Annotated in this window: 30 protein-coding genes and 1 tRNA gene; 3 read left to right on the top strand and 28 right to left on the bottom strand. The window is 37.5% G+C overall.

The features are described from left to right. Positions 1-18: 18 nt before the first annotated feature. The 26 genes from PGR74_RS04565 to PGR74_RS04440 form a co-directional block, all read right to left on the bottom strand. A complete protein-coding gene (locus PGR74_RS04565) occupies positions 19-429 on the bottom strand; it encodes a DUF2442 domain-containing protein (protein WP_041503404.1) in 411 nt (136 codons plus the stop codon). A gap of 31 nt (positions 430-460) precedes the next feature. Next, on the bottom strand, positions 461-697 hold the full coding sequence (locus PGR74_RS04560) for a DUF4160 domain-containing protein (protein ID WP_041503403.1): 237 nt from the start codon (positions 695-697) through the stop codon (positions 461-463). A gap of 70 nt (positions 698-767) precedes the next feature. Next, positions 768-1295: a hypothetical protein gene (locus PGR74_RS04555; RefSeq protein WP_110688504.1), complete on the bottom strand. Its 528-nt coding sequence runs from the start codon at positions 1293-1295 to the stop codon at positions 768-770. Further along, positions 1276-1758: a hypothetical protein gene (locus PGR74_RS04550; protein ID WP_110688503.1), complete on the bottom strand. Its 483-nt coding sequence runs from the start codon at positions 1756-1758 to the stop codon at positions 1276-1278. Before PGR74_RS04550 ends, PGR74_RS04555 begins: the two co-directional genes overlap by 20 nt. After that, positions 1748-2521, bottom strand: coding sequence for a hypothetical protein (locus PGR74_RS04545; protein WP_041503400.1), 774 nt, complete (start codon positions 2519-2521; stop codon positions 1748-1750). The genes PGR74_RS04550 and PGR74_RS04545 overlap by 11 nt, the downstream gene beginning before the upstream one ends. Beyond that, positions 2518-3357, bottom strand: a complete 840-nt coding sequence (locus PGR74_RS04540) for a DUF6712 family protein (protein ID WP_041503399.1) — start codon at positions 3355-3357, stop codon at positions 2518-2520. The genes PGR74_RS04545 and PGR74_RS04540 overlap by 4 nt, the downstream gene beginning before the upstream one ends. After that, complete coding sequence (locus tag PGR74_RS04535) at positions 3341-4681, bottom strand: hypothetical protein (RefSeq protein ID WP_052634586.1); 1341 nt, start codon at positions 4679-4681, stop codon at positions 3341-3343. The genes PGR74_RS04540 and PGR74_RS04535 overlap by 17 nt, the downstream gene beginning before the upstream one ends. Then, positions 4678-4902, bottom strand: coding sequence for a hypothetical protein (locus PGR74_RS04530; protein WP_041503398.1), 225 nt, complete (start codon positions 4900-4902; stop codon positions 4678-4680). Before PGR74_RS04530 ends, PGR74_RS04535 begins: the two co-directional genes overlap by 4 nt. Positions 4903-5227: 325 nt before the next feature. Beyond that, complete coding sequence (locus PGR74_RS04525) at positions 5228-6865, bottom strand: hypothetical protein (RefSeq protein WP_052634584.1); 1638 nt, start codon at positions 6863-6865, stop codon at positions 5228-5230. Further along, positions 6843-7448, bottom strand: a complete 606-nt coding sequence (locus PGR74_RS04520; protein ID WP_041503397.1) for a TPM domain-containing protein — start codon at positions 7446-7448, stop codon at positions 6843-6845. Before PGR74_RS04520 ends, PGR74_RS04525 begins: the two co-directional genes overlap by 23 nt. After that, positions 7441-8100, bottom strand: a complete 660-nt coding sequence (locus PGR74_RS04515; protein ID WP_041503396.1) for a hypothetical protein — start codon at positions 8098-8100, stop codon at positions 7441-7443. The genes PGR74_RS04520 and PGR74_RS04515 overlap by 8 nt, the downstream gene beginning before the upstream one ends. Further along, positions 8097-8315, bottom strand: coding sequence for a hypothetical protein (locus PGR74_RS04510; protein ID WP_041503395.1), 219 nt, complete (start codon positions 8313-8315; stop codon positions 8097-8099). The genes PGR74_RS04515 and PGR74_RS04510 overlap by 4 nt, the downstream gene beginning before the upstream one ends. A gap of 91 nt (positions 8316-8406) precedes the next feature. Beyond that, positions 8407-8979, bottom strand: coding sequence for a hypothetical protein (locus tag PGR74_RS04505; protein ID WP_052634582.1), 573 nt, complete (start codon positions 8977-8979; stop codon positions 8407-8409). Between the two features lie 14 nt (positions 8980-8993). Beyond that, entirely contained in the window at positions 8994-9962 is a 969-nt protein-coding gene (locus PGR74_RS04500; protein WP_041503394.1) for a hypothetical protein, read from the bottom strand. A 3-nt stretch (positions 9963-9965) separates the two neighbouring features. Then, positions 9966-10970, bottom strand: a complete 1005-nt coding sequence (locus tag PGR74_RS04495; RefSeq protein WP_052634580.1) for a head maturation protease, ClpP-related — start codon at positions 10968-10970, stop codon at positions 9966-9968. Positions 10971-11045: 75 nt separating this feature from the next. Continuing rightward, complete coding sequence (locus tag PGR74_RS04490) at positions 11046-11480, bottom strand: hypothetical protein (RefSeq protein WP_041503393.1); 435 nt, start codon at positions 11478-11480, stop codon at positions 11046-11048. 75 nt (positions 11481-11555) lie between these two features. After that, a complete protein-coding gene (locus PGR74_RS04485; RefSeq protein ID WP_041503392.1) occupies positions 11556-12050 on the bottom strand; it encodes a hypothetical protein in 495 nt (164 codons plus the stop codon). 744 nt (positions 12051-12794) lie between these two features. Beyond that, entirely contained in the window at positions 12795-15962 is a 3168-nt protein-coding gene (dnaG, locus tag PGR74_RS04480; RefSeq protein ID WP_052634578.1) for a DNA primase, read from the bottom strand. An 11-nt stretch (positions 15963-15973) separates the two neighbouring features. Continuing rightward, positions 15974-16294, bottom strand: coding sequence for a hypothetical protein (locus tag PGR74_RS04475; RefSeq protein WP_041503391.1), 321 nt, complete (start codon positions 16292-16294; stop codon positions 15974-15976). Between the two features lie 487 nt (positions 16295-16781). After that, positions 16782-17366 (bottom strand): hypothetical protein, encoded by a 585-nt coding sequence (locus PGR74_RS04470; RefSeq protein ID WP_235375064.1) that lies wholly within the window; start codon positions 17364-17366, stop codon positions 16782-16784. A 49-nt stretch (positions 17367-17415) separates the two neighbouring features. Next, positions 17416-17553: a hypothetical protein gene (locus tag PGR74_RS04465; RefSeq protein ID WP_235375063.1), complete on the bottom strand. Its 138-nt coding sequence runs from the start codon at positions 17551-17553 to the stop codon at positions 17416-17418. Between the two features lie 67 nt (positions 17554-17620). After that, the gene (locus PGR74_RS04460) at positions 17621-17809 is read right to left on the bottom strand and encodes a hypothetical protein (RefSeq protein WP_041503389.1); all 189 of its coding nucleotides are present in this window, start codon (positions 17807-17809) and stop codon (positions 17621-17623) included. A gap of 584 nt (positions 17810-18393) precedes the next feature. Beyond that, positions 18394-18669, bottom strand: coding sequence for a hypothetical protein (locus PGR74_RS04455; protein WP_146216418.1), 276 nt, complete (start codon positions 18667-18669; stop codon positions 18394-18396). A 27-nt stretch (positions 18670-18696) separates the two neighbouring features. Continuing rightward, positions 18697-18787: transfer RNA gene (locus tag PGR74_RS04450), tRNA-OTHER, on the bottom strand. 50 nt (positions 18788-18837) lie between these two features. Beyond that, positions 18838-19404: a helix-turn-helix transcriptional regulator gene (locus PGR74_RS04445; protein ID WP_041503385.1), complete on the bottom strand. Its 567-nt coding sequence runs from the start codon at positions 19402-19404 to the stop codon at positions 18838-18840. 59 nt (positions 19405-19463) lie between these two features. Next, positions 19464-19676, bottom strand: coding sequence for a hypothetical protein (locus PGR74_RS04440; RefSeq protein ID WP_041503384.1), 213 nt, complete (start codon positions 19674-19676; stop codon positions 19464-19466). Positions 19677-19800: 124 nt separating this feature from the next. Here PGR74_RS04440 and PGR74_RS04435 point away from each other — a divergent pair, with 124 nt between their 5' ends. Both PGR74_RS04435 and PGR74_RS04430 read left to right on the top strand, forming a co-directional pair. Further along, positions 19801-20202: a helix-turn-helix domain-containing protein gene (locus tag PGR74_RS04435; RefSeq protein WP_041503383.1), complete on the top strand. Its 402-nt coding sequence runs from the start codon at positions 19801-19803 to the stop codon at positions 20200-20202. A 25-nt stretch (positions 20203-20227) separates the two neighbouring features. Next, positions 20228-21592 (top strand): exonuclease domain-containing protein, encoded by a 1365-nt coding sequence (locus PGR74_RS04430; RefSeq protein ID WP_052634576.1) that lies wholly within the window; start codon positions 20228-20230, stop codon positions 21590-21592. A 21-nt stretch (positions 21593-21613) separates the two neighbouring features. Here the strand turns inward: PGR74_RS04430 and PGR74_RS04425 are convergent, their stop codons facing one another. Together PGR74_RS04425 and PGR74_RS04420 are read right to left on the bottom strand one after the other, a co-directional pair. After that, on the bottom strand, positions 21614-21859 hold the full coding sequence (locus PGR74_RS04425) for a hypothetical protein (RefSeq protein WP_041503382.1): 246 nt from the start codon (positions 21857-21859) through the stop codon (positions 21614-21616). Positions 21860-22160: 301 nt separating this feature from the next. Further along, positions 22161-22892, bottom strand: coding sequence for a transposase (locus PGR74_RS04420; protein ID WP_041505192.1), 732 nt, complete (start codon positions 22890-22892; stop codon positions 22161-22163). A 187-nt stretch (positions 22893-23079) separates the two neighbouring features. On the opposite strand from PGR74_RS04420, the gene PGR74_RS04415 reads away from it, so the two are divergent. After that, the gene (locus PGR74_RS04415) at positions 23080-24171 is read left to right on the top strand and encodes a lysylphosphatidylglycerol synthase transmembrane domain-containing protein (RefSeq protein WP_041505193.1); all 1092 of its coding nucleotides are present in this window, start codon (positions 23080-23082) and stop codon (positions 24169-24171) included. Positions 24172-24175: the final 4 nt, after the last annotated feature.

Below are 24175 nucleotides of genomic sequence, written 5' to 3'. Positions count from 1 at the left end.
AAACCATTATATATTTTTTCATACTGCTTTTAATTCTTCCCCCAAATCGTGTAGAGCCTTTATTATTTTTTCCTCACGCTCTTTCGATGGCTTTTTTATCCCGTTAATATAAGCGGACAGGATACTTTGACTTATACCAATCCGACGAGCGATTTTAGAAATATTCAGTTCCGGAATAGATTTAAAAACTCTTCCCAGGCGGTTAACAGGTTCCTCAACTGGGACATCAAATAAAAAACTCTCGAAACTTATGTCCTCGTCCAGTTCCGGCCAATGTATACCCATTGCAGACAATTTATAATTGGCCCTTTGCTCGGCCGTGGCATTAACCAAACGAGGGTACCACTTGAGAGATTGCTTTAAATCTTCTCCACTCTCATTACGGATCCAAATATATTCATCTTTAAACCAAAGTTTTTTTATTTCCATAACCTAAAATTTTACGGAAACAGAACCGGAATTATTCCCCGATAAACTCTTTCCAACGTTCTATAATAATTTCTCTGTTTTCCTCGATTATAGCTTCCGCTATCTTTACGTCCTTATTCTTAATCCCCTTGTTCTCGATCAAAATCACTTCCGGATCGATCTGAAATTTTGCTATCCCGTCCGAGTTTTCAACATGCACGTGAATTGGGCGATGTTCCCGGGACCAGAAAAAGAATCTTAATCCAAACAATATAAATAATGTAGGCATATTCTTAATTTTTATACATACAAATATAGGTAATAAATTTATTACCTACAACTATTTTACAAAGAAAATTTTAAAATGGTTTCCAAGTTTTATGATTATTAGTCCACCGACCCGGCATTGATCGACGACGGGCATAATTACGAGCGTTACGTTTAGATTGCTGCACGGCATAATAAAATCCCTTTTGCGTCTTAGTTCCACCGGAAATTTTATCCAACTCATCGAGGATTGCAACGGATGCTTCACTTGTAAACTTATCTCGCGTGATTTCTTTTAATCTATGCATTTGTGCCCACCAGTAACGAGACAACCATTCTTTACTTGAACGGTTAGACTCAACATTCCCGCTATTACCTTTATAAAAACCCCGACCAACACCCATATCAACAAAGCGACCGTAAAGATTAAAAGACATTGTTATATTATAAATCTCATTACCTTTATCATTAAGGGTTAATCTGCCCCTTTTAAGAGAATCAATAAGGTGTTCCGAGGCAAGACTAAAACCGAGCACGTCGAGACGTTGTAATAATACCTTCATGGTTATATCACTCCACGCCTCGAGCGATTCCACGAAATTACCTCCACTCTGTTTCATCGTATGCAAGACTTACAGGAATATCTATCGTGAACGTGAAGAATAAACCGGCCATTCCACCACAAAAATCACCTGGAACTTCATCGAAAGGAATATTCTCAACATTAAGGTATTGCAAAGACTCGAGCATTTCCGCGTCTCTAATAAGTCTGGACACTATACTTTTGTAGAGTAATCTAACTATATATAAACTACGACCTCGACCATCCATATCCGGCCACTTTCCCAATTTGCTTAACAAAAAAATAGTAACCGGACGTCGTTCAAACCATCCAGCCCCGTCACCCTGAAACAATATCCCGTCTTGATTGTCCAAAACGACAAAAAAAGAAGATGCACGCTTGTAAGATTGTAGAACTTCCTCCATTAATTTTACATCCGAAACCCGACAAAATTCAAAAGAATCTAATGCCTTCAATTCATTTTTAAGCTTTCCAAGATAATCAACAATATCAAATTCCATTGCTATTAAGTTTTTCATTCATTTCCTTAATGTTTCTGGCTTTATCGTTCATGTCACATAGCACCCGCCACACGGGAAGTTTCGCTACTTCCTTTTCTTTAGTTATATCCCCTCCCGTTACAAGGTTATACATCGCGTGCACGTTGTCCCGAAGTGATACCGGTTCCGAATTATTTTCCCCCGCGCGAAATAGATCCGGGCATTCCGAGGCCACACGATTTAAAACGAAGCCAAACCAAAGATATGACGTGTAGCATGTTTCATTAGTCTCTTCTTTAAAACAATCTATCTTAATGTTATCTGGGTCCCAGCTTCGATCAGGGTACATTACAGCACATAATTTTAGTAAAGTAACTCGATCATCCGGTAATTTATTAACCTGATTATAATACACGAGAGCGGATATAAACTCTGAAAAGTTCGCGTCGTGCATTAAAACAGATCGGGCTTTTCTTCCCCCGATCGCCGGCACGGGATTGAACCTATCTCTTTCCCGTAAAAGAAACTCGCAATCTTTACTAAAATAAATGATTTGTCCTAATCGCAATGAAAATTTATCTTTCCCACGTGCAAACAAATAAGATGGGTTATACTTTGTTCCGAAACGCCCCGGGAGAATTTTTAAACCTGCGAGACATATAAACGCTTTAAGTAAAAAAGCCTGTTTTGTTAATCCTTGTAGAAACAAGGAAGAAATAAAAACAAGTTGCGACGGTGTTAGTTTATCCCAACTTCTCGGGATCGTTAAATTTATCGTTTTCATATTCCTCCAAGGATAAAAAACGGGTTACCAGTACTATTTTCAAATTTTTCAGCGTGACGGACTTTATACTCGACACTATTCCCGTATGTCGGGTATTTAGAGACATTTTTATCAAGAAACGTGATTACATCCTCGAGCGAGCGATTAGCGTTAACTGGATCCCCTACTACAAAGTTAGCCAAGACTACTTTCAAAAAATTGATTACAGTTTTATTATCTGACGTGAGATCGCCGTCTCTCTGTTGTTCTACAAGTTCATCTATGTATTCCCGACCAATCCATTTTCCGATGTCGGTATAAGATCGAAGCAAGAGATCAGGTTTTAATTTTAAAAAGTCCGTTCTGGTCCCGTACCAGTTACAAAGTAATTTTAATTCTTTCGCCGTGGTGATTAGACAATCGCTAAGTACTGAAAACGCCTTAGAACCTTTCCAGGCGTCATGATAACTTGTAGTGTCTTCCAAGTACGATATTAAAACTTCTATCTCTTCATCTCTTTCTTTTATCGTTGCCTCTATTAACCTGTTTACACGATCTCGAGACGCGGGAGCAAGATTATCAGAACTCACGACAGCAAAACCATTGGCATTCTGAACAAGATCAAGGAAAGGGATAGCACGTCGGTAAGCATCAAGGCTAATTATTTTCATGCACGTGTCTAAAAGATCACCATGTTTTCCGGGGGTATCATGTATTTCAAGATATAACACGTTACCAAGTACCTCTGTTCTAAGCCACCTTTCAGAAGCTTCAACATAAGTTATCAGGTCTTCCCACGCCGAAGCCACCGCCGTGGGAACATACTTTACAAACTGTTCTTTACTCTGTAATATCATTTTCGTTATTATTTCGTGAAACTTCTTTGGCATCCGTCCCCTGGTCTAAAGTAGTGAGCATGATGTCGGGAATTTCAAAGCTAATATCCCATTTATTCACGTCCGCGACAAGTTGTAAGGGTTCAAGCAACAAGTCCCGCACGGGTTTTTCAATCGCTTGTTTCATGGTAAACAGTTCGCGTTTATCAGATCCCGACTGAGATCCTTTATTTTTGCCAGGGGTAGCCCCATTCAAGTGAGGATGCACCCCCTGCGCGTAACACAAGAAATTTGCCGCTTCCTCTGCATCCTCGATCCAATCTCCTCCCTCTTTTTTCGTGTCAATAACCGTTATCTTAACCATGTGATGCTCGACCCTATTAGGATCAATATAATACCCTGAAAACCAGACTTTATCTCCTGTTTCTAATCCAGAAAGAAAATTTTTTATGCTTTCAATTTCTTTCTTTCGGCGATTTTGTTTTTCCTCCGGATCGGTTATACCTTCACTTTGATAAAGATAATTCCAAAATTCTTTATCAATTTCGACGTGATAGCGAATTTTCATGCCTGAACGCATGTGCGCCTTTTTTACCCGCGGGACCATAACGCTAAGGTCGTACCACCCCGAACGTAAAGTCGACATCCAGTATGCAAACGGGTAATACTTGTTACCCGGGCTCGGAATTTTTACAAGAAAGGCAAATTTCTTACAGTCTCCCTTAACAAATTTTCCCTCTGAATTCGGTAAACGTCCTAATCTTATCATGAGATCTCCCCATGGATCTCGAATATCTAACAAATCAATAATCTCTGGATCTTTACTATTCTCGTTATCATCCCAATTAGCGTACAATACTTTTTCAATTTTCCCCGTTTTGGGATTACACGTCTCGAAACGAATAAACATTGCCTCCTTATGCACGACTTGTACAACGTTAGTCCCCTCTCTATCTAAAATCAACACGATAACGGCAAAATTCCAAAACTTAAGATCCGTGATAGCTTCCCACATCAACGGAACTAACCGGTTCCGCTTAAAAAACGTTTTTATTTTTTCGTCAGTAATCTTATTACCATCCTTATCAAGAACCTTTACCCCACGCCCGTAACAAGTCAAAATATTAAACAGCATGTTAGGGCTCATAACATCACTGTCGAACACTTTGTCCCGGATGAGTAAAGGCAAATTATTATCATTCCCCCACTCCACGTAACCTCTCGATGATCCTTTTATTACAACAGGTTCCTTTGCTTCCTTATCAAAAAGATCCGCCGTCGACGCTTCATTAACTATTGCGGCGATATCGCTACTTACTTCCAAAATAAAAACATTATTATTCATAGCATAACCTCCACCCCGTTAAATTCAAAAATATTCCATGCACGGATAGTTCGTACCTCCTTGGAAATAACGTGCAAAAGATTAAACGTGTTATTTTCCTTGTAACTCGAAGTACACACGACACCATTTGCTTCCACAATATTCCCTTCTTTATCCCAGTATTTAAGATCAACTTCCTTTTTACTCTCGAGAATTAACCTTACGTTATAAATAGATATCATAATATATTTTTATAGCAAGGTAAATAGTAACACGACAAATTGAAAGGACAAGAAAACAATCTCGATTACCATCTAAACGCATCAGGTAATCATATGATTATCAAACAAAAGCCATATCATATAGCGTAAAAACATACCCCTCGATTACCAAAAGCAAGCTTAGGGCGGTGCGGGGTCGGGAGCCTGAAAAATGGAAAAATGTGGGATATTTTTAACAATAACATAATAGCTATTAGCGATATAGAATTTTAAAAACTGAAAAACATTAAAATCTGAAACAAAAAAAACGGATATAAATACCCGTAGCACATTGTATTTATAGCAATTACGACAAAACAGAGACAAGCCCAAACATAGATCCAGATTGATGCGGGAATTTGTTCATGCCGATAAAAAGAGTGTCCCAAGCGTCGGTTCCATCAGTACGGTACTGCAAAAGATCTTCTTCGGTTTCGGCGTATTTTTCCCCGGATTTATCTTTTTCAAAACCTCGGGTTCCAATCCGAACTCCCGCTTGTTCCATTGCCAGAACAAGGGCTTCATTATGCGGTTTGTTTATTTGAGGATAAAGATAATTTCCTTGACCTGTAAAAGCTTCATTTATAATCTTATGCTTTTCCCGATGAGACATTGGTTGACCAATGTAAACAGGATAAACAGTCCAACCTTGTTTTTGAAATTCATCCTGAACCGTAGACGCAAAATCATCAGCATTAACCGCGTAATTATTCCCGATCGCCGTACTATCAAAATAATATACAACCTCACGGGTGGCATGAAATCTATAATAATTACAAAAATCCTGTACAACTTCTCTAAGCTTCCGTTCATATTTCACATAGAAGGATTTAAGAGTACGCATTGTCATGTCAATATCTTGCCCGCAAACAAGCCAATTGATATTAGCGTTATAATCAAAAGCTATACAAATCGGTCTATTAAAATTTAAATCTCCATCCTGCAAACAATTTTCATCCTGCAATTTATTAAAATCAAAATTACAATTATCCAAGTATGAATTATTAAAATAAGTATAGTAATGCTTTTCACCAAGATTAGAATAAAAGCCGCCTAATAATTTCGTCACACGTTTTGACATTATTGACGTCAAAAACACCATCGGTGGAAGATCTCGCTTTAAGTCGCGAATATATTTCTCTCCCAATAATGCCAAATTTTGAATAGAAGACCATTCACGATATAAAACAGCAACAGAACGAAGGCGGGCCATCTCCTTAATTATATACTTATAATAACGTTGTAATGAATCTGTCCATCCTTCTGTTTTTACTTTTGTTTGCAACCGGAATTTTTCAACAACAAGATATTGTATCGTATCAATTAATTCCTCGTCCATCATATTTTTATATGCCAAAAACCAAGAACCTTTTTTGGTCGTAGGCATATCCGAGATTATCAATTTTGAGCGATACCAGGGGCAATCACGGAATCGAGGAGAATACCCCCCCATTGCCTGGAAGGTTTCATCCTTTAATTTATCGTAATCTAAAAATTTTGCTTCATCAAAATACCCCCAGTCCAATGTTAAGGAATTAGAAGTACCCGGACGATCCTGAGAAATTAATTTTAATAAAGTTCCATTCCAGAACACGATCGAATTATCGTATGAAGCTGGCGGTAAAGCAGGTTCTTTAAAATTTGCAGAAGCAGGAGGTTTACGACCAATGAAATAATGTACATCCCTCTGTATATTCCATTGTCGAAGGGCATTTAATGTTCCAGGTAAAGTCCGAGTTAATAATTGTTGGTATGAAGTCCCCACGACACCTCCCGTGCTACCTGACATATATTTCATGTTGCGAAGAATAAAAGGAGCCCCAAATCCATGGCTTTTTCCCAAGCGTCGTCCTCCAACTACAACCGATGTGTTCGCGGCTATATACATACACTCCATTTGAGGGGTATTAAAATATTGCTTTTTAATCTCCGGAGACATCTTCATAGGGTATATCATTTATCTCAATTTGCGTGGAGTATTTTTCCTCCATCTTTCGAATCTTTTCGGATAATTCAGCACGTGTTGTTCCAGTTAATATCCCCGCTTCAACAGGATCATTTGTCGGCTCAAATTCAGGTAATTTAATCTGCTCCCAATCGAAAGGATCGGCATCAATCTTATTAAGGCGATTAATTTTTACCAAAGCTTCTGCCGCGGCAATTTTTGTTCTCGCGATAAATACTGCCGAACCAACGAGTTCCGGATCCCCATCCGTATCTTCAAGTTCACTTACCGCTTCTTTAATTAATTCGTTAGCCATGTATCGATACCATTCTTTACTGGCGTTACGAACCTTACCAAATAAAAATTGCAAGTTCTTAATATCAACATAGGCTTGTGACATAGATATCCCGTAATGACTCATTAAAAAATTCCGCACTTCTTTATCTGAAATCCACGGTTTATCTAACCAAAAAGTAAAGGCAGTCTCATACCGCCGTATCATTTCTTTTTGCTTTTCCGTTAAAGATTCATCTTTACGGAACATATTATCATGTAAAAGCCCTAACGTATCTTGTTTAGACATTGAAAACTAATCCTAAAGCTTCAAGTTCTTTTTGATTTTCTGGGGCAAAATTTTCACCGGCAGAAAGCAACTCGTTAATCCGACGTTGCATTGCTTCAAGTTTCTTCGCTCGAATCGCACCGAATAAAGTCATTACTGCCTTTTTTCCTTCACTTAGATATTTTCGATTAGCACTAATTCGCTTCTCGTCTATTTTTACTGGTTGTACTCCCTCGTTTTGTTCAGATACCCACGCGTCGATAACATTCCAATTCGCTCGAATTTCTTTGCGGTAATTTTCTAACTGTTCTATAAGCGGTGTACGCAGTCCGGCGGCTGTCATTAATTTTAATTGTTCATGAATTCCCCTGCTTAAGCGATACTTCTCGGCGGTTTCTTCCCATAACACGCGTAAATGTTCTGGTAAATCCTTCGGATCAATTCGGGAAGTTAATAACCGGGGAATAGTAGAATAATTCGTTTTAACGGGTTCTTTAACTTCCGATTGTTTATTTATCCCGGCAATTTTATTAAGCTCGTACTCGAGCTTTAATTGCATTTTTTTACGGGATAGATTTTGCAATAAAACTCTATTTTTAGAGAATCGGGCGAGTAGTAGAAGTCCTTCCTCGTAATCCTTACCGGTATAAAACCATTCTTGTATTGTTTTCATATCAATATCGCTTTTAAATTTTCTGTAATGTATTTCTTGTCTTTACTTGTCTCGCAATACGCTATCAAACGGCGATTACGGGGAACGTAATGCTTTAAAAGTTGTATACCGAACTCGACATTCTTTTTCTTTAAAAAAGACTGCAAATCTTTCTTCCGGTTCCCGGAAATCTCCGGTAAGATATTTTCCGGTACTTCTTCTTTTTTTCTGACCATTTTTATTTTAAAATTAAAAAGGAGGAGAATCGTATTAAAGGACGAAAGCCTGTCACGCTCATGACAGGCTTTTAATTTAAAATATAATCATTTACGCTCCCCCGGAAGGTGGTGCAACCGGGGCATTAATATCCCCGTCAGCCGTCACAATCTTACCGGTATAAAATGGCAAACATTCATCCGTTGCCTCGACCTCAATTGTCGTGGCTTTCTCGCTTGTCGCCTCGGACCCGAGATTTAGCGAAATTTTCGTGATCGTGTCAAAGATCTCGCTACCGACTACACGGAATTTATCTTTACTATTCATATCCTGAATTAGCCAAACGAGATCTTCCCGGTTTCCATAGCGTTGCAAGGAGATAGCTTCCTCGTCGGTTCCGGCATGTTTAACGCTAAGTTTATTTAAAACCGTCGTGGACTCCCTCTCCCCCTGGGGCTCGGAAGTCAGCGAGTTCTTTCGCTGGATTACATCAACTTTATTCCATTTTGCAGCCTCCAACAGGGTAAAATCACCCTTGTACGTGCTACACCCGGCAGCATTTTCACTATCCTCCAGAACAGGCCACGCTGTAATTTTACTTTTATTAATAAAGTAAGCCACGCTTTTCAACCCTGGAAGATTCTTTTTTCCTTGTTCCCAAACTAAATCCGCATAAAAAGACATATATACCTCCTTTCTTACGCGCCGGTATTTACCGGAGCTTTTTGTTCTGCAATCAACAATTTCTCTTCCCCGATGTATTCGTACTCTACACCGAAAAACATAGCGGCAACAAACTGCAACAAAAACGGGTTATCTCCCTCTCGAACACGTACAGTTTCTTTCTCGACACCATTACCGTACCCGTATAACATGTTATCTTTCGTTGTCAATTGGAAATAGTCAGATCCTTTTTTAGATACAAGAGGTACTAACTCGCACATGTTTTGCGAACCTTCCAAAAATGTTTTTTCAAACGCTTTATTATAAGGAGCAGCCCCAACAGTTGTTTGGTAATCATCACAATAAGCATCGTAAACGGTCTGCGGGATAAACAATTTACTCTCCTCGTTTCTAAGCTCATCAGATGCAGCACGGTAAACAGATTTTAGAATGTCAACAGCATTTTGCGCGGTAACAATCTCTATTTCCTTGTAATTTCCTTTTGCCGCCGCAATATTTCCTGCCGTGATCTCTTTTTTTGTAATAGTATCAAAACCATTAAACAGGTCGGAAGTCGTCGTCCCTGAATCTTTTCGAACCGCAGAAAAAAGATTTTTATTCAATTTTTTCAATAAAGTTTTCATGATTTTCATCAGGATCCCCTTATGAATCTCGGCATCTTCGATTTTCCCACCTTTAGCGTAAAGTTGCGCGTAAATAGTATCACGAAGAATGTTCGGGTCAAATTCCTCGACACAAGAACCAAGAAACGTTTCAATGGTACGAGCATCCAAACCAATATTTTTCCCCGCGTTTTTTTCGCCAGTATACGGGCGAAGTTCAAAATCTCCCGTCATCCAACCGGTAGTTTCCTTGTGACTAACTCCCGGGCGAGGAGTCATGTGGATTAGGGCGTCGCTGACCCCTATCGCGGGGAGCTGTAAAAGCTGTTTCCGGTATTTCTCCGCGGAACCAACAAGTTTTTCAGTAATCGTGTTAGGCATAAATCAAATGTTTTTAAAAAGTTCGATATCGTCTTTACTTAACCGGTCAGATGTCACCCGTGAACTATCATCGTCCGTTTTCTTTGTCACGTCAATAGTTTCATCCCCCGGGGCATTTTTCAGATTCTCAATCTGTTTTTTAGCTTCATCCAACTGATTTTTTGTTTCAGCATGGGAATCACGTTCCGTTTCCAGATCATTTCTAACCGTCTCCAATTCTGTTGAATTAGACACGAGTGTTTGTACAAAAGCAATCACATCCGCTTCGGTCGAATTGCTATCGAGGTTACACACCTTTATTAACTCACTTAAATTCATCTCGTTTTCTTTCTTATCAAATAGATTATTAAACCAGCTTAGGATGTTTACACGACGTGGAGAACGCATGAGGGAATCAAACTCGTTAACGATGTCCGTGTAAGACATGCTCGAGACATTTTCCGGAACTTTAGCCTCGTTACTCTCTATCTCGTCGATAAAACCCTCGTTCTTTGCCTCTTCCGCCGTAAGCCAATGGTCGGCAAAGTCAAAATATTTTTTCTCGATATCTTCCGGCTTTGCCCCAGATTTAGAACTAATACAAGAAACAAGCGACCCTTTAACCTTTTCCAGCACGGAAAGATAGTTTTGTATATCCTTCTCGGTTCCATACACGCCCCCCATCGGGGAGTGTAACATAACAAGAGCGTTTTTGGCGGAATGAACCGTACCCCCGGACAATAGGATAATTGCCCCCATCGATGCAGCTAAACCATCATTGTAGGTATGTATTTGAACTTTCGATTGTTGAATTGCATTGAATATCGCGAGACCGTCAAAAACACTTCCACCCGGGGAATTAATATGAATATTAACCCTTGAACACGTTTTCTCGAGTTCTTTAAATTCCGAAACAAATCTTTTTGCCGTTATCGATTCCTCGAACCAACTATCACCGATCACCCCGTAAATTAAAACATCTGCCTCTATCTCGGATTTGTATTGTATCTTGTAATAAGATTTATTCATAGTATTGTTACGTTTTTTATTGATTATCAATAAACAATACTACGACAAGAAAGATCGAATTGAAAGGACGATATATTAAATAACAAAAGGAGATTCATACATGCTTTTACCGGAAAATTCAATAGACGTAACATTTGCTTTTTTAACCGTTCCCGGGATTGTTCTTTTAATAATTCGCTTGACTGGGAATACAAGATGAGAAATATTGTTCCCGTCCGTGATAACAGCAACTAACTTGTTATTACTTACCTGATCTAACAAGGAGGAGACTTCCGGACGAAGTTTTGATATATCAAGCTTAACACTTTTCTCGAAATAAAAACCACCTTCACTCTCTTTTTCCGTTTCAACAAAAGATGAAGATTCTTTTTTTATCCCCGGTATGTTAATGAAACGATAACCAGGGCGTAATATATTTTCTCGAGCAATAGTGGAAAATTTATAGTCTGGTAATTTGCAATTCCTTAAAAGAGCAACCTCGATGCTTTTTATTATTGAAAAATTTTTCATCCCGTATTTTTTAATCGCTCTTTCACGCTTTTTACTAAACAAACAAGCAAAAAGCGTGAAATATTTTATAATTACTTAGTATACAATAGATTTAATAACATCATATAACGCTTTACGAACTTTTTTCTGGTTTCGATAGTCAGATTTTTTAATTGTCTCGTAATTCAAAGCACAATTTTTGATATTATACTCCTCCATTATCGCTTCTATGATTTCCTTCTGGCTACATTTTCGGGAGTAGCCAGCCTCGAAAATAAGACGTATCCTCTGCCGAAATTCAGCCTCGAGATAATCGTTTATCTTTTGCTCGCCCCATTTGTCGACAAAACAAAAACGATATTTTATAAAAGCAGTATTATAAGCGTTCGTGAGAAGCAAGAATTTAACCGGGTGATCCAACACCGGTTTAGCCGGGGCGGATCCGGAAGTCAGTATATGCGAGAATATCATTTTCCCGATATCACTATGTCTCGACAAGATAATATTACCTTCTTTGTCCGTTTTTAGCTCGTGACGACAAAAATCCTCGAGGTAGGGTTTTAAATTTAAAGTTAGGATAACATTACTCATAACTATCTGATTTTATGATATAAATATACTAAATATTGCCGAAATAACGAAGGACTTAATACAATTTACCTGTTTAAAGAGTACCATTTGCAACAATTAATCCTTACCAAAAACTCCGTTTTTTTCGTACGATTATACTTTTGTACGTAATAATATTTAAACAAATGATAATCAAAACTATAAATAAGTTACTGAATTTTATCCAATTATAAAAATTTATGAGCTATTTTTTTCGAGAAAATTATCCACGATATAAATGTATACTCTATATTTTGCCTACTTTACTTACTTTACTTACTTTATTTACATATGTAATTGATATTAAGTATATTATACAGCAAATGTCTTACTCGATTATTTTATTTACTTACTATATAAGTATTAGATAAAGTAAGTAAAGTAAGATAAAGTAAGTAAATATGTCATCATTATCGTGGTGTAAGTTCCGTAGTTACAATAACATATAACGAAATAAAGTAAGTAAAGTAAATAAAGTAAGCGAATACAAGAAAATTATAACGTGTTATAATTATTCGCAAGGTTTGTAATGCTTCCATTTGCCTAAAAGGTATTTTTTTAAGGGGGGTGGAAGGGGGGATTCCGACGACATTTGTGATTATAATTAAAACGGAATCCTTTTGCATAGCAAAAGGATAAACGTTGGTGCTGCCATGCAGCAAAAAAGGTCCGGCATCTATCGATACCGGGAATTTAAAAGCCCGTCTATGTTTAGACGGGCTGAATTTAAAAAGGTAGTTTTTGTTGTGGTTCGTCAGTAGTTGTTATATTTTCTGTCTCTATCGTGCCCTCGTTTTTCGTCTCATTCCGAATTGATAAAGGTAAAAGAGAGTAGTCGAACACGAAAGCAGAAGTGCTCGTGTATTTTTTCTTTTTATTCTCGTCTAATTCTTGAATCCCTGTCTTTGGATCAACTCGATTAAAATATACCTTCTTTGTATCGCAAATGAACGCTTTCGTGTTTTTTAAATAGCTCTGAATTGTCGATTCTGGTAACGGCTTCTCCCCCTCTTTTAACACTCTTTCTCTATAAAAAGAGAATATTCGACTCGTGTTTAAATAAATAAGCTCTTTGGGTTCACTGAATGAAATGTCTTCCTTTTTCCACGAGTCACCCTCGCTATAAATACGCTTAATCTTTTTCTCGTAAACAAACTTGTAATCCCCTCCCTCGAAAATGTAATTAGAAGAAGCGAGGAATTGAATTACTCTCCAGAATTTTCCGAGATCATCATTTTGTTCACTTTCCTTTCCCTGTACTATCATTAAATCACAAGCTTTTTCAATTAATTCATCCCATGACCAGGGTAATTCAAGGTAATCTTCCAGGGCAGTATAAGCGGCAAGAACCATCATCCAGTTGTTAAAAATCCGGTCCATGATATCACGGCCTTTCATTATTGCTTCCATTTTCGCCTGTGTTTTTTTAAGAGCGGCCGAATAACCATCCGTGAAACAAGAGCGTAACTTTAATATACGGTTAGTCAAATGCGTTATCCCCCGCTTCTCTATCTCTTTTAATTCCTGATATCTCTTTTTCTCTTCCGGGGTGTGAGTGTCATTCATGAAGCCAAGGAAAATAAACCGAGTTAAAAGAGCCGTATCTGCATCCGCCATTTGTTGCCCGCAGACGACAACACCCTGATCCACTGCTGTCGTCTCCCGCTTTTTATCTTTATCCATGTTAATCCGGGTTCGCCCGGATCCGCCCCAAATACCTTTTAAAAATTCCCGTTTTTCTACTTCCATATCGTTTCTGTATTCATCAACGACACACAAGGCATTAGCGGCAGCGGCGACGTGATCGCCAAGAGCAGCTTTCGTGGCCGTGAATAAATTCGGAGTTTCTCCCAAGACTCCAAACATTTGCGCGAGCGACTCCGCGCATCCTGATTTACCAGATCCTTTTGGCCCGAACATGTTCAGCAAAGGAAACACACGAAATTTATTTACAATAATATCACGAAACAGGCAAGCAAGGTAAAAACAAAAGGCGACCTTCCCGTTATCCCCGTGAACATCAACAAATTTTTTCATGTATTCTTTTAGCGTTATGTTCCCCTCTAAATGTATAAAATTCCGCTCAAACGTGAATAACTTCTTTTCTTTCTCGTAGATGCGAGAGAAAGCCGGAAGATAGTAGGATTTACCCTCGTGTTTTACAATACCGATATCGTTAACCGGTTTAAACTCGTTACCGGCAAATATACCGTTTCCCCAGGCAAAAAATCCCTGTTCTTGCCAACCTAATTGCGTTATCTCGATGCAACTTTCAGTGTTTTTGTATAACCAAATTTTTAGTTTATTTAAATCTGAATCAGAACCATTCCACCAAAAATTTCCCAAGCTTTCGATTTTTAATCGAAAAGAGGAAATCATGTTTAAATCCTTCTGTGCAATTTCTATAACTTTCCGGATCCCGTCCTCGTTCACGACTTCATATGTCCGTTTAGCGTTTATTGTGCTTTCGATGTGAAATAAAGGCACTAATATAAAATTACTCTGCTTGCGAGGTTTCCCTTTCGTGTCAGCAAAATGATAACAATTAGAATCGATATAAAAGCCATGCTCTTGATAATCTCCAAGCGATATATTTTTAGGAATCAGACTACTTTTTTCTGACGGGGACTTATCTTTTAACCATCGAGCAACAGCATCCTGCCAAGCCTTTCGAGGTTTAACGTATTCGGTAAAAGAATCTATATACACCTCGTGAATACTCGTTTCCTCGTACTGCGCAACCAGGAAGGCAACTTCTTTCATAAATTCAGACTTGAACTGGGGATTCCTACATTTCCCCTGGTTTTGCTTTACTTTCCACACGATGTAATCAATGGCATTTTCATCCTTGTATTTTTCAAATTTTTCTAACAAGGTGAAATAAGAATCTGGATCCTCTTTTTCTGGAAGAAGAATAACATCAACATTCAGCTTTTTTTTAATTAGAGCCTCGGCATTTTTCACCGTGGCTTTTAACCCGGCTTCATCACCGTCGTAAAGTAGTGTTACACTTCTTGTATAACGAGATAAGACATTTATTTGTTCGTCTGTTAAAGCCGTTCCGCAAGGAGCAACGGTATTAGGAACACCTATCGAGTACATTCTCAACACGTCAAAATTACCCTCGACAAGATAGACCCTATTTTCATTTTTAATATAGCGACGAGCAAAATTTAACCCTAAAAGAGTATCTCCTTTTTTGTAAATAGGAGATTCGGATGAATTTATATATTTGGGACTTTTACTGTCCTTTTTTAATACCCTTCCGGAAAACGCTATCGGTTTACCCGTGGCGGAAAAGATCGGAAACATTACACGATCCCTGAAGGTATCGTACAAATGTCCATCATCTGCTTTTTTTATCAAATCTGCTTCAAGCAATAATTCGGTACTCAACCCTTTTTCTCTCGCCCAGGCTAAAAATCGATTACCGGCAGGAGCGTAACCAAGATCAAAATCATTGTCAATCGAAAAACCTCTATCCTCAATGTATTTTCGGGCCTCGGTAGATTTTAAAAGACACTCTTTAAAATATTCTAAAGCGGAATTACAAACAATATGCAAAGCTTCCTGGTGCTTATACTCCCGCTCGTTAAAATCCTTATCCTCTTTCCAGGAGAAATCGATTCCCAATTTTGCCGCCGCGATTTTAACGGCTTCCAGAAATTCAACTCCTTCATGTTTCTTAATAAAGTCAATAACATCTCCGCCTTCACCACACCCGAAACATTTAAACTTCCCCTTCGCTGGAGTAACAGTAAACGAGGGGGTTTTTTCAGGATGAAACGGACATAAACCCAAATAATTATGTCCATTTTTCTTTAATTCGACATAATGACTTAAAACCTCGACAATATCATCGTTTATCCGATCGATAATTTCTTTAATCTGCATCGTTTAAATTTTTAATCTATTCTCTTTAGAATTAAAACTTCAACCTCGTGGTTGTCTCTTAACACCGGGAAACGTTCTTGCAAAGCAGGCACTATAACTTTACTTCCCATGCCGTAGGCAAGATAACATATAGAATCAGGAATTTTAGAGACAGCATACGTGTAATAGTCTAACAGTATAGCTTTACTTATTTCTCCCGTCTCTGGATCCTCCAACTCGTACAACTCTCCCTTCTCGCTATTTACCAAGAAACATCGTTTTCTATAATCTCCCCGGGCAGGTTGCACGATAAGAAAACAACCGTGACACGGGATTGCATGTTTAATTCTCATTATTATCAGGAATATAATGTTGTACAACGAAATTAAATTCAGATAGAAGTTGCCGGATTTGTAATATCTCAAACGGGTTCTTTCCGTACGGGAAATAAATAGTCATTTCTCTTGTATCACACCGAATATTCTTTCTCCGTAATCGGTATAGGATATTACTTCTTCGCTTGTATTTCTTTGCATCCATGCTCCAAATTGTTTTTAATTAGTTAGCAACCAATTAATTTTAGTTTATTTCGTTCTCGTTGAAATGTCATCCCAAAATGAAACATACAAATACCATAGTTACACGTTTCTATTTCAAATTCGATAGTGACTCGAATGAACCCAAAATGACGATATATCCGATCATGACATTCACTGTAACACATTTTAATACAAGCAAGCTTGTACGATGGATAACAACGTAATGCTCGAATGAAAGCAATGTAATCCTCTATTTCTATATATAGATTTGTTGTATATTTTCTTTTGTTCATATCGTTTTCTAATTGATTTTCAAATTGCTTGCTACTATAATTGGATTAGCCCACTCCCGTTGAAATTGCTTCCATTTCGTTGATACTTCGCCTTTAAAATCTCGGTATAGCATTGCGAAAGGCATAAACCCGGCATCCCAAGTCTCTCGCAATCTTTTCTCTGCTTTCTCGAAGGAATCGCCTTTATATCCAATCAGGACATAACATCTTAATTCATGACTGGCTTTTGTAAAACCCGCATCGAATAGGTATTTACCCGCTTGCCTAAGCGGTTCAAGATCGTCAGGAGTATCGTACGCAAAAAACAGGCTTTCTGGACGCAGTTCTTTTAATTGTTTCGCTCGTTCCGAGGTTAGTATTTTAGCTTCCAATCCTCCCACGAATTGCGGACGATCCGGTTGCCGTTTTAGCATATCAAACACTTCTTTAATGTGCCGATCGGAACACGCTAATAAGTTATCATCTGTCACGATCCAGCCATCTATCACCGGAAGTTCTCTCAATGCGTATCCCTCTCGTTTGGGTACTGCACAGAACCAACAACGATTCGGGCAACCACGAGAAGTTATCACGTAACCTTTTTTCATGTACATCCCCGGAACAAAATAACCACCCGGCGAGTTGAAAGCGGGTCCGCCAATTTTAACCGGGGCTACCGATCTCCATTGTTTCTCCGCCCATTCTGCCCAGCGTAAATCCCATGTAAAAGCGACCGAAATATGTACTTCGTCCGCTTCTTCCCATAAGCCCGGAGTCGTGGCGATCGTACACTTTCATCATCAGGGGTAGCATTCGTACGGCGGGGAAACACACGTATTATTTTCTTCTCCATTATTTCAAATCGTTTTTAATCTTCTTTAATAACATTAATTACTCTACATGCCATTGTATTCCATAATTCAGAATATTCTTCTTTTTCTGTTTCCAATGGAGGATTAAATTTCACATTTACAGTTGCAGTTTCGTCATTATCATTGCTGATTCTTAAAATCATTTCCTGATTGGATTTGCTATCTTTTACTGTTATTGTTACCATACTCAAATCGTTTTCTTAGTTAATTTTTCTCTAAGTCTATATACAGTCTCGGCATCAACTTTTGCGTTAAATTTTCTGCAATTAGATTCATGGAGCCCAGTCGCTAATTTTCCACAACAACAGAACATTGATTGATTATCAGATAATTCATCGAATACCTTTATTCTCGTTGAGTTCCACTCTTTCATAAATTGTATTTTTAGATATTGTATTTTATCATTTTTCATACTTCAATCATCGTTTCAAATCGTTTTCAATTAGTGTTTTTTTACCATGCAAGAAGCGAGGAGCATTAAACACATTAGCACATCCAAAAAAGCAATCATTACTATAATAGTGTCTAATAGAGTCATAAGATCATTTTTTTTGATTCCAGTAATTTTTAGGTAAGGTTACGAGCCATTTTCCAAGCTCGACATATAGCACATGTAAATTACTCGCCCGAATGACCGACGAATGACCATGTAATTTAACATTAAGATAATAGCCTTCATTATCTTTCGATAATATATATCTATCCATGAGTTGTAACATGGTGAAAAATGCAACGAGTGTTTCACCATAACGTCTTCCGGTCAACATTGTCATAACACACAAAGTTTTAAATCAAATTCTGGTGTTCGTTCTCCGGCAATTGTAGCGCGACCTTCAAAATCCCATTCTACTCTCAATCGATCTCGATTGGGCCGTTGTACAACACCAATCACCTTCCAAATAAATGGTGTAGGTTCATGGTATATAAAAGAAGAAAAAATAACACGCAAGCCAGTCTGGGCCGCTTTTACTTGAGCGATCTCGAAATCAGCAACTCGATATCGACATTTTTCATCAATCAGATCTTTTAATTTCTTTATTGTCATAATTTTCTTTTTTAAGTTAGGAAACTGAGGGAAGAGAGGGATTCGAACCCTCAGGATGCTTCTGTTAGCTTTTCCGGAATAGCCCATCCTTTACACTTTACCGTCCAGGATTCTTCCCATTTACCGGGGAAGAATAATTTTTCCCCGGATCAACAAAACACAAAACAATCACACACCTAATTCCGTAAACATCGCAATTAGGGCGACAATATTTGTAACATTATAGCGATCTTTCAACTTCTCGATTCTACTCTTCACGGCGGCCTCTGAAACATTAAGTTTAGATGCGACCTCCTTTGCTGTCTTGCCGGTTTTAAGTTCACGAATAGTTTCAACCTCGTAACTTTTCAATCCAATAGCTTTGCTACAAAATTTTCCCCGGCCGGGACAATCAATTTTCAGGCAGGCCGAATTATACTGGTCCGGAGTAATTTTCTCATCGACAAAATCCGGATCACCATCCAAGCTACCAAACTGGCAAAACAACCATTGTTTAAATCCTGATTCGAAACCAACAATCCCAAATTGCTTCCGGATAAAGTCTTGACCTTCTTTATCCTCGAGATACATTTGTATAAAATTGCGTTTTTCCATGCCGGGTAAATCTTCAAACTTCATTCGAGTACCGTTGTACATCGCGTACATTTGCCCGTTCCGGGCGAATAACTCCGTTCCGGAAAATATTCCGGCTGGAAGATTGGCACTTTGGCCAAATTGTCGTAAATTTGTTTCCATAATGTAAGATTTTAATCCCGCTGAAAGTTGTCCAGACCATAAGCGGGATTTTTGGTTAATTAAAGGGTTGATACTTCTTTTTTAGCTTTTTCGGCCTTAACTTTCTCTTCTTTAGCAATAGCAATAGCGGCATCGAGAACTCTCTTGTTATTTGATTTACCGTTCATCGTGGCGTATATTGTCATGAAACTAATGCCTGTTTCCGTGAAGATCCTACGGGCATACCCCCGGGGAAGCCATTGTTTAATCTTTTTCAATTCTTCATTTTTCATACTTTTTACTGTTGTTTATATTATTACTTTATACTAACTTGCTAAAAGTTTAGCAAGACAAATATAAGGAATATATAACTAATAAAACAAATATTATTACAAATATTTTTGATTGTTTTTCCAAATGATTGACATAAAGAGACTTATAAAGGATTTAAAAATAACACAGGTTGAATTAGCTTCTATATTAGGATGTAAGCAAGGATATATCTCAAGAATAGCAAATAATAAAGAGGATATATCACCTAATATGCTCAAAAAATTAAAAGAAATTTATGGAGATATTGTTAATACCTATATTACAAATATTAGTAATAATAGTACAAATAAAATAGAGTTACATCAAGAGAATTATACATATATAACTCTACCAACAGATGTATGGGAAAAAATGAGTCAACTAATCGATACAGTAACTTCCCAACAGCGAACTATTGAAAGTTTATCGAAAAAAGTAAAGAGCGAGGATGTCCCCCGGGACGACGGTGCAATGCATGCCGCTGCAAGCGGATTTTCGGAAAAATGAGACCTAAATATTAATAAATAAAATCATGACTTCTGATTTCATCGAGTATTCTACCTATAAATTAGCTTATTTCTTCACCCCGGAAAAAGAAAGACCATGGAGCGGAGAAACAAAAAAGATAATTGAATATGAGTTTTTTATAACTTCCAATCCAGAATTAACAAATCTAAAAAAATTGCTGGAGAAAGAATTAAAGAGAGTCTCTAAATGGGAAAAATTATACTTAGAATCTGTTGAGTCTTGGAAGATCACAATTAAAAATTTAATCGACAATTTAGGACAAGAATGTACAAATAGATATTTACAACTAAAACCGAATGTTGATGAAAAACAAGTTACTTCTTGTAAAGATTTTACAGACCTAAATAAATATTTTCAACGAAGAAGAAATATTGAATATTGTTCTGACGAAGAGGTTGGATGTCTAGCTGTATTACTGACAGAAATACAAAGAAGAATCGAAAAACAGTTAGACTCTATTTCAAAAAATAGCCTACCCGAGTCTGACAAAGAAAATAAATTTGATTTTGTAGCCATCGATTTTGAACACGCAACACCAAATAAAGGAACCGTCTGTGCAGTAGGTATTGCATGCGTAAAAAACAAAAAGATTGTTGATACATATTACACACTTATCCAACCTCCAAATAATGAATATTTCAAATGGAATTCAATAATTCATGGCATTTTTCCTACAGACACAAAAGATTCACCATCATTTATAAATATTTGGCCCGAGATTAGAAAACGAATTATCAACAATACTATTATTGCACACGGAGCTACACATACTGATAAACATTGTTTAGAACAAGCAATGTCTTACTATAATATCACAGAAAATATAAATATTTCATGGATAGACACACAAACTTATTGTAATGCAAGCCTAGATATATTATGCAAGGCCTGTAACATTTCATTAGCTCATCATAATGCACTATCAGATGCCAAAGGATGTGCTGAAATATATTTGCGTATAATAGAAGGAACTTTCCCTTTTGATGTCATCCAGTCAATAAAATCATCACAACAAACTATCGCAGAATTTAAAGAAAATCATAGCCCCATACAACGAGAATTATTATTCCCTGAATTTGAAAATGTCCAAAATAAAAATAATCCATTTTACAAGAAAAAGGTGGTCATTTCGGGGAACTATGAACGTTGGCCCAATAGGGATGAACTAGGTATAGTATTAAAAGAACTAGGAGCTGATATTGATCGAAGTATAGGAAAATATACAAACATACTATGCGCAGGGTCGGACTGTGGTCCTGTTAAACTAAAAAAAATGCAGGAACTAATTGATGCAGGGAAAGACGCCAAAATATTAAGAGAGGATGAAATACTCAAACTTATTCAAGAAAGCGGATTTTCGGAACAATGAAAACTAATTATTAACCTAATATTATAAATATAGTTTGTTTTCATAAAAGGCTTTGGCTTGCTCTTTTTCAGCTTGATATGTCTTGGGATAGAAGTATTTCATAACAATGATAGAATGTTTGAAAAACAAATTTCTAATAAAGCAAAACGCATCTGGCGATTTACTGGAAAAACAGAAAGGAACACAAACAATCATCGCAACAAGCGCAAATGCTTCAAGAATGATAAAATAGGATACACAAATAGACAATGCCAATAATCGTTTCATAGTAGATTAAATATATAGAGTTCAACATAAACCAAAAATATAAACAACAGAAAAATGGAAAAGGACAAAAAAATAAACATATAGATAAAATACTTTTAACCTTATTAATAATATAACAAGCAAAACAATTTCCCCACCAAAATGAAAAGATTCGAAAATCCCGAAAAATAATAACACATTAACGGGTAATATATTACAAAGAAGTATAGAATCCGTTATTCTCCACCCGTTAACCAATAACAGTCTGATATGCAGGCTGTTATTTTTTTATATGCCCTTAGAGATGGGACTCATGTGTTATTTACAAACGTCGAATAATATTAAAACCTATCCCTGTAATTCGAGCAAGCTGACGATTCCTTACACCCGGATTTTGTTTTACCTCTCGCAAGATTCGTTTTTGTTCTACAACAGAAAATTCCGTCAACTTCTTGCCATTTAGTTTTTCTTCTATCAACACTTGCACCTCACCGTCATTCAATAAATAATTTTGATCAATATCCATACACTCTTCTTGCTCCCCTTCTCGCAGATAAGTTTGTATATCCACTTCACTATCAAAAAAAAGACTTAAGAAATTTGTCTCAACAAAAGAATTATCTTTATTAAAACACAAACGATAGCTACTCCATTTATAATCTGCAACACTCCTGCTCATTCCCGCTTTTACCGGATTATTCAGAATATATTTGAAACACCGCAATAAATACCCCTCTTCTTCTATTACTTCACTTTTAAAACGATCTTGAAAAAGATAACCTCGACGTCCATATTTACCATTGAACCACGTGGCATAGAGCGAAGCAATACGATGAACATGAAAACTAAGCTTGTTGCTCTCTACAATAAAATGTATGTGATTATCCATCAAACAATAGCAATATATCTTAAAAGATATACCGGCCTCTATTTTTAAAAGGTCTAAAAATTTCTGGCGATCGTCATCGTCTCGAAAAATCATAATTTGGTCTATACCGCGTTGAATAACATGGTAAATACCTGAAACCGAACGTTGACGAGCCTGTCTGGGCATAAGCAATGAAATTTAACTATATATTAAATTTAAGAAAAAAAACGAAATTTCCCAAATAGCACTTTTACCCCGTCCCTAAGTGCTACCTAAGTGCTATATAAAAATTTAGAATCTCGAGGGGAAATATAAAAATCATAATACGCCGTTGGACTTTTTTTAGTAATTTAGCCTCGACAAAACGTTGATTATGGCAAAAGAAAATCCGGAAGAGAATAAACAGTTAACGAAAAAAATAAGCCCGTATAAAATCATATATCCGATCATTATCGGGTTAGCTGTTGTCTCTTATATGTTATACAAGGAATTTGACCCGAAAGCTTTCGATGTGATCACTTTCACCTGGAGTACGATTTTCTGGCTTTTCGTGGCTTTTTTGTGTATGATCATTCGGGATCTGGGTTACGTAATCCGAATTCGCGTACTTTCGGGCGGCCGATTGAAATGGATCCAAGCCATACGGATTATTTTCTTATGGGAGTTTACCTCGGCTGTTACCCCTTCAGCTATCGGAGGAACAAGTTTGGCTATTCTATTCGTGCATAAAGAGGGAATAGGCGTAGGGAAAAGTTCGGCCATGGTCATGGCTACCTCCTTTTTAGACGAATTGTATTTCATCATCATGTTTCCGTTGATTCTGCTATTCGTCAACCACCAGGCTCTATGGTACATGCCGGATACGACCAAAACCGTTGCAGACAGTTTGATTCTCTTTGCCGTTATCGGTTATGGTATCAAATTAGCTTATTTGATCATTTTAAGCTACGGGCTATTTAAAAACCCAAGAGGTCTGAAGTTTCTGATCATGAAGCTTTTCAAATGGAGAATATTACGAAAATGGAGACACGATGCCAACGAAGCCGGAAGCGATATCATCCGCAACTCCATTGAATTGCGAAGAATGCCTTTCGGTTTCTGGTTAAAGACTTTCGGAGCTACCTTTTGCTCATGGACAGCCAGGTATTGGGTGGTAAATGCCATCTTAGTCGCTTTTTGGTTCGGGCGTTATGACTGGGCTCAACATTTTCTTATCTTCGCGAGACAACTCGTGATGTGGATCATGATGTTGGTGAGTCCCACTCCCGGGGGAAGCGGTTTCGCCGAATTCGTCTTTTCGAAGTATTTGGGGGAATTTCTTCCGAACGCGGGAGTCGCTATCGCGATGGCGATCTTATGGCGTCTGATTAGTTATTATCCTTATCTGTTTGTAGGCGTTTTTATTGTTCCCCGTTGGATAGCAAAAAACTTTGGTAAATCATCGAAAAAAGAAACCGTAAATTAAATGG

This window comes from Sanguibacteroides sp. AM78-02pH3A (genome assembly GCF_027666085.1).
Classification (GTDB): domain Bacteria; phylum Bacteroidota; class Bacteroidia; order Bacteroidales; family Marinifilaceae; genus Gabonibacter; species Gabonibacter massiliensis.
Note: the sequence above shows the minus strand (reverse complement) of the source record. Positions and strands in the feature narration are given on the sequence as shown.